13 protein-coding genes and 1 tRNA gene are annotated in these 15,418 nt (G+C 38.4%); 2 read left to right on the top strand and 12 right to left on the bottom strand.

What is annotated here, in order from left to right; all coding sequences use genetic code 11:
- Window positions 1-77: 77 nt before the first annotated feature.
- From RHP56_RS02560 to RHP56_RS02525, 8 genes are all read right to left on the bottom strand, one after another.
- Window positions 78-1,691 carry a CTP synthase gene (locus tag RHP56_RS02560; RefSeq protein WP_102753116.1) on the bottom strand — a complete coding sequence of 538 codons (1,614 nt, stop codon included), beginning with the start codon at window positions 1,689-1,691 and terminating at the stop codon, window positions 78-80.
- A 216-nt stretch (window positions 1,692-1,907) separates the two neighbouring features.
- Window positions 1,908-2,885: a biotin--[acetyl-CoA-carboxylase] ligase gene (locus tag RHP56_RS02555; protein ID WP_014324380.1), complete on the bottom strand. Its 978-nt coding sequence runs from the start codon at window positions 2,883-2,885 to the stop codon at window positions 1,908-1,910.
- A 9-nt stretch (window positions 2,886-2,894) separates the two neighbouring features.
- Window positions 2,895-3,200 (bottom strand): CHY zinc finger protein, encoded by a 306-nt coding sequence (locus tag RHP56_RS02550; RefSeq protein ID WP_014324379.1) that lies wholly within the window; start codon window positions 3,198-3,200, stop codon window positions 2,895-2,897.
- A complete protein-coding gene (locus RHP56_RS02545) occupies window positions 3,197-3,739 on the bottom strand; it encodes a biotin transporter BioY (protein WP_011679348.1) in 543 nt (180 codons plus the stop codon). The genes RHP56_RS02550 and RHP56_RS02545 overlap by 4 nt, the downstream gene beginning before the upstream one ends.
- An 81-nt stretch (window positions 3,740-3,820) precedes the next feature.
- Window positions 3,821-5,230 carry an amino acid permease gene (locus RHP56_RS02540; protein ID WP_004164568.1) on the bottom strand — a complete coding sequence of 470 codons (1,410 nt, stop codon included), beginning with the start codon at window positions 5,228-5,230 and terminating at the stop codon, window positions 3,821-3,823.
- A 475-nt stretch (window positions 5,231-5,705) separates the two neighbouring features.
- Window positions 5,706-5,779: transfer RNA gene (locus tag RHP56_RS02535), tRNA-Lys, on the bottom strand.
- Between the two features lie 205 nt (window positions 5,780-5,984).
- Entirely contained in the window at window positions 5,985-6,572 is a 588-nt protein-coding gene (gene rpoE, locus RHP56_RS02530; protein ID WP_011679347.1) for a DNA-directed RNA polymerase subunit delta, read from the bottom strand.
- Between the two features lie 27 nt (window positions 6,573-6,599).
- The gene (locus RHP56_RS02525) at window positions 6,600-7,046 is read right to left on the bottom strand and encodes a YwiB family protein (protein WP_004164570.1); all 447 of its coding nucleotides are present in this window, start codon (window positions 7,044-7,046) and stop codon (window positions 6,600-6,602) included.
- A gap of 61 nt (window positions 7,047-7,107) precedes the next feature.
- Here RHP56_RS02525 and RHP56_RS02520 point away from each other — a divergent pair, with 61 nt between their 5' ends.
- Both RHP56_RS02520 and treR read left to right on the top strand, forming a co-directional pair.
- Window positions 7,108-8,454, top strand: a complete 1,347-nt coding sequence (locus RHP56_RS02520; protein ID WP_011679346.1) for an HD domain-containing protein — start codon at window positions 7,108-7,110, stop codon at window positions 8,452-8,454.
- A gap of 9 nt (window positions 8,455-8,463) precedes the next feature.
- Complete coding sequence (gene treR, locus RHP56_RS02515) at window positions 8,464-9,186, top strand: trehalose operon repressor (protein WP_011679345.1); 723 nt, start codon at window positions 8,464-8,466, stop codon at window positions 9,184-9,186.
- A 43-nt stretch (window positions 9,187-9,229) separates the two neighbouring features.
- On the opposite strand, the gene RHP56_RS02510 is transcribed toward treR, so the two are convergent.
- From RHP56_RS02510 to RHP56_RS02495, 4 genes are all read right to left on the bottom strand, one after another.
- Window positions 9,230-10,879: an alpha,alpha-phosphotrehalase gene (locus RHP56_RS02510; protein WP_102753115.1), complete on the bottom strand. Its 1,650-nt coding sequence runs from the start codon at window positions 10,877-10,879 to the stop codon at window positions 9,230-9,232.
- 13 nt (window positions 10,880-10,892) lie between these two features.
- Window positions 10,893-12,407 (bottom strand): PTS transporter subunit EIIC, encoded by a 1,515-nt coding sequence (locus RHP56_RS02505; RefSeq protein ID WP_011679343.1) that lies wholly within the window; start codon window positions 12,405-12,407, stop codon window positions 10,893-10,895.
- A 2-nt stretch (window positions 12,408-12,409) separates the two neighbouring features.
- Window positions 12,410-12,895, bottom strand: a complete 486-nt coding sequence (locus RHP56_RS02500) for a PTS sugar transporter subunit IIA (RefSeq protein WP_010284928.1) — start codon at window positions 12,893-12,895, stop codon at window positions 12,410-12,412.
- Window positions 12,896-13,036: 141 nt separating this feature from the next.
- Window positions 13,037-15,367 carry a Xaa-Pro dipeptidyl-peptidase gene (locus tag RHP56_RS02495; RefSeq protein ID WP_102753114.1) on the bottom strand — a complete coding sequence of 777 codons (2,331 nt, stop codon included), beginning with the start codon at window positions 15,365-15,367 and terminating at the stop codon, window positions 13,037-13,039.
- Between the last annotated feature and the right edge of the window lie 51 nt (window positions 15,368-15,418).

Here is a 15,418-nt window from a genome sequence, read left to right as displayed (position 1 = left end):
AAATCTTAATTAAAAAATACCCCATTTACACGAAAAGTGTTAAAGGGATATTTTATCTAACTAAAAAATGCTATGAATCAACTATTTTTAATTGAGGCAGCCACGAAGTCATGATACAAGCCTTCGGGACGATCTGGCCTTGACAAAAATTCTGGATGATATTGCGCTGCGATAAAGAAATCATTCTTAGGATACTCAATAACTTCCATCAAACGGTTATCAGGGGATGTTGCTGAGAATAACATACCCGCCTTTTCAAATTCTTCACGATATTGTGTATTGAATTCATAACGATGACGATGACGTTGTCCGATTTCTGATTGATTCCCATAAGCCTTGGCTGTCAATGTGCCAGGTAATAGCATTGCTGGATATAATCCCAGACGTAGCGTACCACCTAGGTTTTCGACGTTAGCTTGATCTTTCATCAAATCAATAATTGGCGCTGAAGTATTAGGATTTAATTCTGTCGAATTCGCGTCCTTATAACCTAAAACATGACGAGCAAATTCGATTGATGCTAGTTGCATACCCAAGCAAATGCCTAAGAAAGGAATATTGTTTTCACGCGCATAACGAATGGCTTGAATCTTACCTTCAGTACCACGTTCACCAAATCCACCAGGTACAATCACACCATCAGCACCTGCTAACAATTCAGCAACGTTCTCTGGTGTAACATTTTCTGATTTCACATGATTAATCTTGACATCGGCATCTTGGGCATAACCTGCATGCTTCAAGGCTTCGTTAACAGAGATATAAGCATCAGGCAAATCAGTATATTTACCAACCAAAGTCACGTTAACTGTCTTCTTAGGATGCTTAATTAATTCAACCATCTTTGACCAATCAGACATTTCTGCCTTTGGCGCATCAAGCTTTAACTTATTTAATACAACATCATCCATGCCCTGTGCTTGAAGATTTAACGGAATCTCATAAAGAGTTTCTACATCACGAGATTCAATAACTGCATTTTCATTAACATCGGTAAATGTTGATATCTTTTGCTTCAAATTCTCTTCTAGAGGACGTTGTGTACGCAAGACAATCATGTCAGGTTGAATACCTAACGAACGTAATTGTGCTACAGAATGCTGTGTTGGCTTTGTCTTGGCTTCACCAGCCGCAGCTAAGTAAATAATCAAACTAGTATGAATATAGAAAACATTTTCACTACCCAAATCCGACTTCATTTGGCGTAATGCTTCTACAAATGGCAAACTTTCAATATCACCAACTGTTCCACCAACTTCAACAATCACGACATCGGCATCAGTTGATTCAGCAGCTTTTTGCATTTTTTCTTTAATGGCATTTGTGATATGAGGAATCACTTGTACAGTACCACCATTATAATCACCACGACGTTCCTTTGCCAAAACCTCAGAATAAATACGCCCTGTTGTCACGTTAGAATACATGTTTGTATTAATATCCATGAAACGCTCATAGTGCCCCATATCCAAATCAGTTTCTAAACCATCGCCAGTAACAAATGTTTCCCCGTGTTGATATGGTGACATTGTACCGGGATCAATATTAATGTATGGATCTAATTTTTGAATAGCTAATTTCAATCCACGGTTTTTGAGCAATCGACCTAATGATGCTGCAACTATTCCTTTACCAAGAGATGAAACAACACCACCGGTAACAAAAATATACTTCACTTGTTTATCTGCCATAATGCCTCCTCATAATTCAAACGCGCATTGGCTTAACACGTTTTATTGCGACAACTAGGGGTAAAAATAAAATAGAAAAGCCCCCAAGATCAACTTGGGAGCTTTTAACGTCTGTCCCATTAACGGGAGCCCTAATATATATTACAGAGTTGCTGTAGATTTGTCAAATAAATATTGAAATTATTTTTAACTTTGGGTTGAGGAAAAGGTGCTCAGTCAATATTCCTTACCATTAACATTGAGTTTGGTAATTTCGCCTGAGGATATTGTGATTTTTTCGCCAGCGGATGTCACTAAAATTAATGCACCTTGATCGCTTATTTCAACCGCTTTTCCATGAATTTTTTGACCAGCATATTGAACTACAACTTCGTGTCCCAAGACAATATTGTGCGCCCTATATTCAGGCAAATACTTTCCTGTCTGATATTGATTAATCATGTCAGCAAATTCATCAACCAACTTTGCAATCATCATGTTTCGTGAAAAAACTAAATCCGAAACGATGCCACCAACTTTTTTATCCAACTGATCAGGTAAATTTGTGGGTTGAATTAAATTTAAACCGATACCGACAACCAAAGATGTCAAACTTTGCGACTCTATGTCGAGAACACCTTCTGTTAAAATACCGCCAACTTTCTTATCATTAAAGATTAAGTCATTAACCCATTTAAAGGAGAGTTGATATCCTAAGGATGATGCAATAACGTGTCGAACAATTACTGCTGTAGCGGTGGTCAGTAGTCCTGGCTCTAACACCCTATCATTCATCACCGGTAACGCAATGGATAAATACAACCCTGTTTTTTCCGGTGCAACGAAAGAGCGTCTAAAGCGGCCGTATGCGGCATTTTGTTGATCGGCAATGATAACAGTTGGGTGAACTATCTTCCCAGCCGCTAGGGCTTCCTTAGCATATGAATTTGATGAATCTAATTGATCAAATACCTGAATGTCCCAATTAGTGGCAATCAGCGCCTTAATAGCTGGTACGCTCAAAACGCCTGTTTCTTCATAGCGATAGCCTTTTCTATGTTGACTATCGATTTGATGCCCGTCTTCATTTAGTTTCTGAACTGCTTTCCAAATAGCCGCGCGGCTCACACCTAATCGATTAGCTAACGTCTCGCCACTTAAATATTCACCTTCGTGTTTCAGAAAGTATTTTAAAAGCTGATCAGTTGTTTTCATAGTTTTAGTTTAGCAGAAATAGGTATTTTTGTGCAATGCACATTGCGCGTTAAACAAATGATGGCACTTGGGACACTGATAGTGAGCATGTAGATATTGTGCGGGTGTCATTTGATGCAAACAAACGCCACAGCAGACGGCCGTCTCTTCAGTATCTAGAGAAACTGGCACGAATGGATGCGTATTTAATGCATCATGACATAAGTAACAAGCATAGTATTTTCGACATTTAGCGCAACGATTAGCCACCACATCGACATCCGTATGCCAATGCTTGCAACGGCCTTGTTGATCTAAATTTATTCCTTTAATCACAATGTCAAACGTCTTTTATGCAAGATAATGCCAATAATACTTGCCAAGACAGCTTTGATAGTATCTCCCGGCAAGAAGGCTGCTTGATAAATCAACGCTTTATTTAATGACATGTGTGCCACTATATTTAATCCAATCGCACCAGATACAAGAATGAACAACATTCCAAAAATGAGTAATGTTATCAACAGTGTTAAAAAACTAAGCTTGTTGTTCTTCTCTAACCATTCTGTTACCCAACCAATTAAAAATGCAGCAACTGGATAAGAAAATAAATACCCTGCTGTTGGTCCAATGAACACAACAAATCCGCCCGAACCACCGCTTAAAATAGGTAATCCAAGGGCTGCTAGAATCAAGAACCCAAGAACTGTGAAGAATCCGTATTTTTTTCCAAGAATAACACCCGCCAACATAATACCCATATTTTGCAAAATAATTGGGGCCGGTATGAATCCTAATGGAATCCCTGGAATAGCGCCCATTACAATAATTACTGCTAATAAAATAGCCGAAGCCGAAAGGGCTTTTGTTTTCATAATATTCTCCTTTAGTAAACCATGTTAATTATTTTAGTTTACTAAAATGTTGTTGTCAAGTTTACAGCAAATAAAAAACGCTCAGAGCGTTTTCGATGAACTTACTTCACTATTTCGTCGGTGACTCTTTCTTGTTGCAAAAAATACAATTGACATGATCACTAAGAATCCAAGGCCTATAAACAACGGCACTCGTGTATCTGGATTAAATACCATAAATACTAGTGTTACCAATAACATCAAAATCGCAAAATAGTTAGTATATGGTGCGAATGGCATTTTAAAAGGATGATTCACCATTTGACTAGCATTTTCTTTTCTAAACTTTATCTGGCTCCACAAGATAACAAACCAAGGTACCATGCCTGGTAATGTACTTGCTGAATAAACTAATACGAAAATACTTGAACTACCGTGCCAAAATAAAGGTAATACGGCGTTTAAAATAATCCCTAGTAGGATACCACCTGAAATTGCTAGTACTGGTAATGTGGGTACACGGTGCTTTGATAATTTCAAAAATTTTGGTGAGAGCTCTTTGCCAATTGCCAATGTGTAAAGCATCCGACTAGACGAAAAGATTCCTGAGTTCAAAGCTGACATAGCTGCTGTCATCATCACAAAATTGATAATTCCAGCAGCAGCTGTGATACCTACTCGTGAAAATGTTTCGACGAATGGGGAACCGACTTGATCTAATTCGTTCCAAGGATAAATAGTAATGATAACAAATATGGCACCAATGTAAAAAATCAATATACGCGCCACAATTGATTTAATTGATTTTACAATAGCTACTTGTGGATTATCCGCTTCCCCAGCAGTTATACCAATTATCTCAATCGCCTGGTATGATGTGATAACTATTGACAGTGCAAAGAAAAATCCTTTAACACCACCAGCAAAGAACGGTCCATGCGTCCAAAGGTTTGAAAAACCAATCGGTTGCCAATGATTACCAAAACCCAACACAATAACCAACAAGCCTAAAATAATCATAAATATGATAGTAACCACTTTAATCAACGAAAACCATGTTTCCATTTCACCATATGCTTTAACAGTCACTAGGTTCGCGGCTGTTAGCATAGCCAATACTACCACCCCAGTGACCCAACCAGGAATGTGCGGGAACCAATAATCTAAATACATTCCGACAGCAATCGTCTCACTGACACCAACTGTGAGCCATTGGAAAACATTTGCCCAAACGGTCAAATATCCAGCAACCGGATGAATATATTTTGTTGCATAATTAGCAAATGACCCAACTGACGGATCGACATAAAGCATTTCACCTAAAGCACGCATCACTAGGTACAAAACCAATCCCGCTATCGCGTAGGCTAATAATACCGACACACCAGTCCATTTGATTGTGGCTGATGATCCCATAAACAGGCCAACACCAATTGTGCCGCCAAGCGCAATCATTTGCATCTGTCGAGATGATAAATCTCTGCTTAGTTCTCTATTCTGTTTCTCTGCCATGACAGTTTCCTTTTCTTTAAAACGAATAAAAAAAGCGTCCTTAGAATCTTAAATCTAAGGGCGCTTTTTGCACGGTACCACCTCATGAATAGTTCAAGATAAAGCTTAAGCAAAAATAATTAATTCCTTATTAGCTGCGCTTCATCTTAACTCTTTCATCAGGTTAACGACCAATGACTCCGGTCATACTTTCACTCGTGCTACTCGTATGTCACTTCCAAGGTAGTTTTCCAAACAGCATTGCGTCATTTTCACCAGCCATGACGTCTCTCAAACAACAACTATTAGTACTCTTCCTTTTCAACGTTTTTACCTATAATACACTATATTGGCTTATTTTGCAAAGTCAATTTTAACCAGTATTTAAAACACATTTCCCCCCTATATATCCTAATTGATATACAAAAAAAGAACTGTTCTGAACGAACAATTCTTTTTAAATGGATTATCCCAAAGGTCGCCAACTTTACGTCAGTGCTCCCGCTCGGATTCGAACCGAGGACCTTGGGATTAAAAATCCCCTACTCTAACCAACTGAGTTACAGGAGCATTTCTTATGCCTTAGCACATTTATATATAATACAGACTTTCCAAACAAAAAGCAACCCTTTTTTTCAATTTAAATTACTTTTTTTGATTGGCGTTTATCATTTAACTGAAAAGGCATTCAAATAGCCGTTGTCACTTACAAAAATTAAAATTTTTTGTTAATATTATAGAAAAAAACTACCCAGCAGGTAGTTTTCATTCTAGATTATTTTTCTTGGTCGCCATCGCTCAGATCATCAAGATCATCGCCGCCAGATAACTCTGTCATATTGGCATCAATTGATTCATCATCTGATAAATCGATTTCATTACTCTCATCATCGCTTTCAACTTCAACTTCAGTTTCTTCGTCGTCAGTCTCTGTATCATCATCAGTAACCGTACCAAAGTCTTCGTCTTCAGGATCATCGTCATTATAATCAATAACATCATCATCTGAAGCATTATCAGCAAATACATTAACCTTCTTTTTTGCTGACTTCTTACGCTTAGGAGCGTCTTCTTCATCGTCAAGCTCATGGATAGATTCGTCGATTGCATCAACTGGATACCACGCACGCAAAGCCCATTCATTATTTCCAAGTGAAATGAATGAACCGTCAGTGTTCAAATCTGTATAAAATTGTGAAAGACGTGATTTAAACGTCTCTGCATCAACTTCCAAAAATTCCTGGATTTCTTGAACTAATGAACTAAAAGGCATCGCTTCTTTATGTTCTGTCAAAATGGCTGTTGCAATTTCAACCAATGCAAATTCTTCTTTAGGGTGATTGCCTAATGTTGTAAGTGACATGTTCTACGTCCTTTCGGGGGTTTCTAACTAATCTAGCATACTAGATTTGGGCATAAATTGCAACCGAATTTCATATTGCCCAACAATTTGTTGCATAGCATAAAGAACATAGTCAATCGCAACTTCACCATGCGTTTCTTCGTGATCTATGTTTAGCGCCATTAATGTGGTCAGTGTTTCCAACTGCATCTGCCCAGTTGGTGTTTGATACAAAGCAGGGATACGCTGTGATTTAACAAAAGAGAACTTTGTTAAAATGTCACCTGATCGATTCATACGTACACGGTTCTCTTCAAACTTAAACATAATTTGTGTTTTTTGATTCTCAATTACTTCTGTATATCGTAAATAAAGTGTATCGTTTTTCAAAAAAAGTTGTCCATTTGTATGAAATTCGAATTCTTCAAGATCATTTTCTTGACGAATTTTCGTTTTTAGATGAATTTCAACATCTATTTGGTCTTTAATTGCCATAATTTACCCCTATTTTAATCTAAAATCTATTATAATATAAGAAACGGCAAAAGGGCTTACTATGTTAAAAGAAAAATTACCTAAAGAAAAAGTACTGCGTGATCCAATCCATAACTTCATACATGTTGAAGATCCTATTATTTTAGATCTCATCAATACACCTGAATTTCAAAGGTTGCGCCGTGTAAAACAATTAGGTATAACAAGTTCTGTTTTTCATGGAGCAGAACATTCTCGCTTTGGCCATTCAGTCGGCGTCTATGAACTTGCTCGTCGTATCACGGAACGCTTTGAACAGTATTACAGTGATGTTTGGGAACCGAAAGAACGCCTACTAACGCTAGTAGCCGCACTGCTTCATGACATTGGTCATGGCGCCTTCTCGCATACCTTTGAACACTTATTTCATACAGATCACGAGGCGATGACTCGTGAGATTATTACGGGTGATACAGAAATCCACCGCGTCTTGGCTCAAGTTTCACCAGACTTTCCAAACAAAGTTGCCAGTGTTATCGCGAAAACTTATGAAAATCCACAAGTCGTTCAACTAATTTCTAGTCAAATCGATGTTGACCGAATGGATTATTTGCTACGTGATGCCTATTTTACTGGTACAAAATATGGTGAATTCGATATTGATCGAATATTACGTACTATGCAACCAACCCCTGATGGCATTGCCTTTGACATTGCTGGTATGCATGCCGTTGAGGATTATATTGTTTCACGTTATCAAATGTATTTACAAGTTTACTTCCACCCAGTATCTCGTGGCATGGAAGTCTTGCTAGAACATTTACTACAACGCGCACAAGAACTGTATCGCTCTAATACAACTAGCGAGTTTGCGGAAAACGATTTTGTTGGTCCGCTACTAGCGCCTTTATTTAGCGACAAAAAACTAACTTTATCTGAATATTTAAAGCTCGATGATAATGTTTTTATGACCTATATTAATATTTGGCAATCACATTCTGATCCCATTTTGTCTGATTTATCACAACGTTTCATGGGACGTCGCCCACTAAAATCAATGGAAATCACCGACGAAACGGCCCCACTGCTTGAAGAACTCGAGCAACTTGTGGATAATGCTGGATTTAATCCTAGATTTTACACGGCGCGTAATAATGCCTATGACTTGCCTTATGATGATTACAAACCAAATGTCGCCAAGCCCAGGACACAAATTGACTTTTTGTTAGCCGATGGTTCACATCGTGAATTATCAGATATGTCCACATTAGTTGCAGCTATTAAAGGTAAGGCCTCCATAGATCAGCGCTTCTTTTTCCCAAAGGAAATGCTCAATATTGAACCAGACGAGTTATTCGCAGATACGTTCAAAAAATTCCGTAGTTTTATTCGTAACAATGCATTAACTACACCAAATCCAGAATCCTAAAGGTTCAACATGATTCCATTATACTTTAAAATATATCAGCAGATTAAAGATGACATTCGTGACCATACTTACCCCGCTGGTTCTTTTCTACCCAGCGAAAATGAGTTGGTGACTCAATTTCAAACATCTCGCGATACAATCCGTAAAGCGCTCGCAAAATTAGACGAAGAGGGACTTATTCAAAAACAGCGTGGTAAGGGGTCACAAGTCATTTCTCATCAGTTACGTCACTTTCCAATCAGTGGGCTCACCAGTTTTCATGAATTGGAAGAGCTGCAACACTTCCATGTTGTTACTGAGGTTCCTGTATTCGAACATCTTACCGTCACAAAAAAGACTCAGAAAACAACTTTATTTCCTGTTGGCACCCCTTTATATCATATTGTTCGTGTTCGCATTATCGACGGTATCTATAGTGTTATTGACGAAGATTATATCCGTGCAGACATTGTTCCTGGCCTCACTAAAGACATAGCTAAGCATTCTATTTATGCTTATATTGAGAATACCCTACACTTGTCGGTTGCCTATGCTGAAAAAACAATTACTGCCGAACTAGTTACAGCAATGGATCGCAAATTATTGGTCGGCTTGCCTGAGGACGAAAATCGATTAATCCAAGTTGAAAGCCAAGGTCACTTAACTGACACAACATATTTTCAACGCACTATTGCAAGACATAGACCTGATCAATTTCAGTTTAATGAATTTGCACGACGACAAACAACTTAAAACAACTGCTCAAATACTAAGTACTTGAGCAGTTGTTTTTTATTTAGTAAGCAATTGCAAAACTTTCATAGGGTTTCAAAAGCATTGTCCCCGAAACAGGTTGCGCTGGATAGTTAGTAACCAACACTTGACCATTTTTAACAATCTCATCAGAAATAGATATTGACACTGGCGTTTCACCAAAATGTGTAACAACCAAAATATGTTTTCCTGCTAATTGTCGTTCAAAGGCAATGATTTCTTCAGATTCCTCATACTTTGGTGTATAGTCACCATCAGCAATCACTTCATTTTCTTGACGTAAACGAATCAAATTTTGGTAAAATGCATACAAACTGTCAGCTGATTTTTCATCTTGAGCAACATTAATTTGTTCGTAATTCGCATTTTGTAGCCATGGCTCATGCGTTGAAAAACCAGCATAATCCTCATTGCGCCATTGCATTGGAACACGTGAGTTATCGCGTGATTTTGTTTGAACAATTTCAAAAGCTTGTTGTTTCGTCAACCCCTGCTCCAATAGCATTTGATAAGCATTTTTACTTTCAACATCAACATACGTTTCAATTTTATGATACGTTGGATCAATCATGCCAATTTCTTCGCCCATATACACATATGGTGTGCCTCGGTTTAAATGAACAAGCATAGCCAACATTTTGGCACCGACACGATAATATTTTGGTGTTTTAATGAAACGGTTTATTGCCCGTGGTTGATCGTGATTGTTCCAGAACCAAGCTGGCCAACCGTGATTCTCCATTAATCCTTGACTCCACTCATGCCAAATATGACGCAATGATTCAAACTCATAAGGCACTTTTGTCCACTTGTTACCATGATCATAATCAACTTTTAGATGATGAAAGTTGAAGCCCATGCTTAACGCCTTGTTATCAGGATTTGTATATGCAGCTGTATTTTGCACAGTAGTTGAACTTAATTCACCTACAGTAATGACATCAGGATATTTCCCAAAAGTGGCTGCGTTCATCTCCTGTATATAGTCTTGGACGATTGGTGTATCAGTATATAAAAACTTTCCGCCGTTATCAGTTTCATCATCAACTAGTACTTCAGATTTACCGATTACATTAATCACATCAAATCGGAAACCACGAACCCCCTTTGCTAACCAAAAATTTAAAACATCATAGAGCTCTTGACGAACTGCTGGATTATGCCAATTTAAATCAGCTTGTGTTGGATCATATAAGTGAAGGTAGGCTAAATTAGTATCACCAAATTTAGCCCACGCCGAACCACCAAACTTCGATACCCAGTTAGTTGGCTCATGTCCATCATCACGGTAAGGTCGCAAGTAATAATAATCTTGATACTTTTGATCACCTGCAAGCGCTTTTTGGAACCAAGTATGATCAGTTGAGGTGTGATTGAATACCATATCCAACATAATACCCATATGGTATGTTTTAGCTTCTTTGACCAAGTTCTCAAAATCAGTCATCGTACCAAATAATGGATCAATCGCCGTATAATTACTTATATCATAGCCATTATCATTTTGTGGGGATGGAAACACTGGGTTCAACCATATCATGGTAACTCCCAGCTTTGCCAAGTAGGGCAGCCTTTGAATGATACCAGGCAAATCACCTACACCATCCCCATTACTGTCTTGAAACGATTTGGGATAAACCTGGTAAACAACATGTTTTCCTAATTCAGTCATAATCTTCTATCCCTCACTTTGAAATGGCATCTTTGAAGACGTTCTTCTTTTCAACTTGTGCGGCTGCTTGTTCCGTGTCGCTGTCTTTAAATCCCCATAGATAAACTGCTACAAACGAAACGGCAATTGTTGCTGCTGAGGCGATAACGAAAATCAATAAGTTATTAGGATTATCTTGTGGAGAAGCAAATGATGGGAAACCAATTAATGAGCCGGTGAAACCATACATATGAAGATTGAATAGTCCGGCAATCAAACCACCTGTGGCACCACCTAAGTTAGCCATCCAGAACACTCGACCATATTTCAAATTAATACCATACATGGCAGGCTCAGTAATTCCAGCAAAGGCTGACAACGCACCAGCACCGGCCAAACCTTTCAAGTTAGCAATCTTAGTTTTTGCAAAGACTGCTAATGCACCAGCACCTTGTGCAATCATTGTGAAGTTAACCAGCGCATTCAATTGTGACTGCCCTGTTTGCGCAATTTCGTTAGCAATTAGCGGCACAACCATCCAATGCAATCCGAAAATAACTAATACTTGATACAAACCTCCGATAACCAAACCAGATAATGCGTAGTTAAAGTTAAGCAACGCATTAATAGCAACAGATATACCGGATGAAATCATTGTAATTGCGGGTCCCATGATTACTAATACAACAGAACCAACAATAAATATAGTGATTAAAGGTTGGAAGATTGATCGAATTGAAACTGGCAAATGGTCCTTTAGCCAATTCCCAATGGGACGTGCCAACCAAGCTGCAAAAATAATTGGGAAAATTGAATAAGCATAGTTAGGAATTGTAATTGGTAAACCAAAGAAATGTGCGTTGATTGGCATACCTAACAACACACCTGAGGCCTTTGCTGCTGATAACCCAATCATTTCTGGTTTAACTAACAGCGCACCAATCGCCGCCACAACCAAAGGATCTGATTTTAACTGCTGCGCTGCTGTAAATCCGACTAACACTGGTAAAAAGTAAAATGGTGCCATCGCCATCGACTGAATAATCGTAAACGTATCTGACTTGGTACTAATTAAACCAAGCAAATTTGGATCTGACAATAAAGTCAGAAATCCATTTAACATACCACCTGCTGCTAATAATCCAATCACCGGAATCATTGATCCAGTGATTGTACCAATTAGCGTTTGGAATGCACCTTTAAACCAGTCAAGTACATTTTTTGGCTTTTGCTCTTTGGCTTTTGTTGCTTCTACTGCTGCATTCGTTGCTTCGTTGTCCACTACACTTGATCCTAGATGCTCGACAACCTTATCGTAGACGTCAGCAACTGCTGGTCCGATAACTACTTGATACTGTCCCAACGCGCTGTTATAGACGGCACCAGCTATTCCTGGTACTTTTGACATTTCTTCTGTATTGGCCTTAGTTTCATCATTTAAATAGAAACGCAAGCGTGTAATACAATGTATCACTTTATCAACATTGTCCTTACCGCCCACATTTTTAATGATGTCTTGAGCCATGCCTTCATAGTCTTCCTTAGCCATAATTAGTCTCTCCTTGCCTTAGCACTACCCAACTGTTGTCCTGCAACTGCTGGTCCATAATGAACTGTGATTGATTCTAATTTATCTGCTGTATTTGTAATCAACACTAGCGTTGTTTTTGGAAGACCAGCTTCTTCCACTTGCTCCCAGTTGACTGTTACCAGGTCATCACCTGCATCAACAATATCGCCTTCTTTCACTGCCGTTGTAAATGGTTTGCCATTTAAAGAAACGGTATCGATACCTATATGCACTAACAGCTCTAGGTCGTCAAAGCGTTTCAAACCAACAGCATGACCTTGAACCATCGTCACCTTCCCAGAAACCGGGGAAACAATTTTTGAAGCATTAGGTTCGACTGCATATCCATCACCCATCATTTTCTGTGCAAAAACAGGATCCGAAACCTTGTCTAAAGGAATTACTTCACCGGTTACTGGTGCGTAAACGTGCTCATCTTCGCTTATTTTTTTCCCAAATCCAAACATAGCCTTCTCCTTTAATTAAACAACTTGTACGTACTAGTTACTATCTTAAGGATAACACAATCCGGCAATTATGTAAACGGTTACAATTGAAAACATGAAGCCTATCTTAATTACAAGATAAAACTTCATGTTTTATAGTTATTATTTACAAGTGAATGGTACATCTAGCGAACTCTTTGATAAATCTATAGTGTACGCGATGGATTGGTTTCCCCGAATTGTCATTTCAAAATCTGTCGCATATATAATTAATCCCAATTGATGTCCTGGTCTCATTTTGTAGTAGGTTGGTTGTAACTCAAAATGTAAATCGACATATTGATTGGGCCATAAGTCATCATTTTGACGAGGACTTGTCCGATTCTGTAGATTAATATGACCAATAGTAATCATCTTGTAAGCAGATTTTTCGGATTCAAACGACATCAAATCTGTCGGACTAAAATTCACACCACGGTCAATCACCACTCCTTGGTTAGTAGGTGTTTCTTTGAGATATGTGTCATTCCCATAGTCGACAACCATTGCACTGATCAATCCTATATTCTGTGATGATTTCACTCGCAGGTTTAATAAGATTTCCCCATCTACTGTTCGTTCGCTCGTATAAGTTTCGCTCTCAAATATCTGATTTGTTGGCAATTTTCCAGTAATCGTGTCGTCACGCCATTTATCAAAATGCTCGCAGTAATAAGCGAACTGATTTTCAGGTAACCAATCCTTAAAATTGAGTTCACCGCTATTTTGATTGGTGGTAAGCACATTATTACCAATATAGTACTTACCCTTTTTGCTTGCTCCCCACTCATCTAGGACATGCCAAGCATCTTCTGTAGTGTTGTCTTGCCATGTAACGGTAGGTAATATTTCGTTAGCTTTGACATCTTTATCCAATAATTTCTCAGTCAACCAAAGATTCATCTGATCTGAAAAATCCAAAGAGCGATTGTTGTTGATATAGATATGTTGGCCTTGGTGTAAATATATTTTTTTAACGTTTGGTAAATCGCGGAGTGCTGACCATAATTGATAAACTTGCCGTGGTTTAACATTCCAATCGTTTAGACCATGAACCATTATCATATCCACTTTAATATTCTTGACTTGATTTAAATAATTACGTGTATCCCAGTAGTAGTCATAATTGCCATTTACACGGTCAGTGAACTTTTCAGTATTCGCTTGAAAATCATCCCACTGTTTTTTAGTTTTTAACCAGTCAGCTGGATCTTTTATCCGTGAATATACTAATTCGGCTAATACATCCATATCTTCACCTGGAAAGCCACCGGGTGCGACAACCAGACCATTGTCTCTGTAATATTGATACCAATTAGAGATAGCAGCCTCCGAAATAACCGTTTTTAAACCAGAAACTCCTGTGGTGGCAACTGCCGTAGCCAAAGTTCCCAAATAAGAGCGTCCCGTCATAGCAATATTGTGATTTGACCAATTAGCTACAATGGCAATATTACTTGTGCGATCAGTAAAGGCCACTCTATTACCAGCTAACCATTCAACAACATTTTTCATTGATTCAACTTGCTCGGGAGATCCAGTATCCTGCATACCATCAGAATGACGTGTGCCAATACCTGCAGCGTAAACAACTGCATAGCCACGGGACAAAAAATACTGATTCAAATCAACGGGTTTCCCTGCTTCTTGAGTAAAAATCACAGAAGCTTCTTCAGCGTAACCATTAATTTGACGTGCAAGCGGTTTTGCCACAGTCTCTTCCATCTGATTCAAATTACTCAGGGCTGATTGATGCGTATCCTTTCTTGTTAACGGTACGTTAACGTCATGAACCTTGGCGTCATTTTCTTTTTCGTTTAAACCTTGATAATAAGGTGATGCTGTAAATAGAACCGGTAATTTTTCATTTGTATTTGGTCTTATAATATCTACTTGGACTAAATCAAATCGCCCGTCATTATCAGTATCAACAGAAGTTTCCACCCAAACCGACTCACGGATTAAATCGTTTGTATTATAGGTTGGCAAAGACTTACCATTAAAGAGTAGGCGATGATTATTAGATTCAAAATATCCTTGGCTTGCCAGCTCATCAATAAATAACAAACCATTATTTGTGTGGCTGTTTAGCAACTCATACCATGCGTGACGTAAATTATTTACCGTCGCTATTGGTAAACCTAATTGCCGAAATGTAGCCACCCCATTATATCCGTTACCCGCCAAGGCCTCCGTAAATCCTAGCAGTTGGGCAGCAATACAATAAAAGACGGCTTGTGTGAGTGGTTGCTTTGTTTCTAAGAAAAGAAAAATATTTTGCTCATCGGTGGCGACATGTTCCCGTAACCAGTCATTTTGGGCTTCATACGTTTTATAATTTGTCAAAGCACGTCGCAATAGTGTTTCAAAGTCTTCACTATTAAAACCAACAGCTCTTAGCTCTTCTAATTCGGTTGCTGAATCAACAGCAATTCGACCATATTGATTAATCATAATACACCTTTTATTGTTTTTATCTCATTATACGACAAAAGCACTCATCTG

The organism is Leuconostoc sp. C5 (genome assembly GCF_056530425.1).
The sequence above is the reverse complement of the archived record's forward strand: the minus strand, read 5'-3'. Positions and strand labels throughout refer to the sequence as shown.

Excerpts from the sequence above, each read along its gene's own strand:
- RHP56_RS02560 (WP_102753116.1), bottom strand. The coding sequence starts at position 1,691 with ATGGCAGATAAACAAGTGAAGTATATTTTTGTTACCGGTGGTGTTGTT.
- RHP56_RS02555 (WP_014324380.1), bottom strand. The coding sequence starts at position 2,885 with ATGAAAACAACTGATCAGCTTTTAAAATACTTTCTGAAACACGAAGGT.
- RHP56_RS02545 (WP_011679348.1), bottom strand. The coding sequence starts at position 3,739 with ATGAAAACAAAAGCCCTTTCGGCTTCGGCTATTTTATTAGCAGTAATT.
- RHP56_RS02540 (WP_004164568.1), bottom strand. The coding sequence starts at position 5,230 with ATGGCAGAGAAACAGAATAGAGAACTAAGCAGAGATTTATCATCTCGA.
- rpoE (WP_011679347.1), bottom strand. The coding sequence starts at position 6,572 with ATGTCACTTACAACATTAGGCAATCACCCTAAAGAAGAATTTGCATTG.
- RHP56_RS02525 (WP_004164570.1), bottom strand. The coding sequence starts at position 7,046 with ATGGCAATTAAAGACCAAATAGATGTTGAAATTCATCTAAAAACGAAA.
- RHP56_RS02520 (WP_011679346.1), top strand. The coding sequence starts at position 7,108 with ATGTTAAAAGAAAAATTACCTAAAGAAAAAGTACTGCGTGATCCAATC.
- treR (WP_011679345.1), top strand. The coding sequence starts at position 8,464 with ATGATTCCATTATACTTTAAAATATATCAGCAGATTAAAGATGACATT.
- RHP56_RS02510 (WP_102753115.1), bottom strand. The coding sequence starts at position 10,879 with ATGACTGAATTAGGAAAACATGTTGTTTACCAGGTTTATCCCAAATCG.
- RHP56_RS02505 (WP_011679343.1), bottom strand. The coding sequence starts at position 12,407 with ATGGCTAAGGAAGACTATGAAGGCATGGCTCAAGACATCATTAAAAAT.
- RHP56_RS02500 (WP_010284928.1), bottom strand. The coding sequence starts at position 12,895 with ATGTTTGGATTTGGGAAAAAAATAAGCGAAGATGAGCACGTTTACGCA.
- RHP56_RS02495 (WP_102753114.1), bottom strand. The coding sequence starts at position 15,367 with ATGATTAATCAATATGGTCGAATTGCTGTTGATTCAGCAACCGAATTA.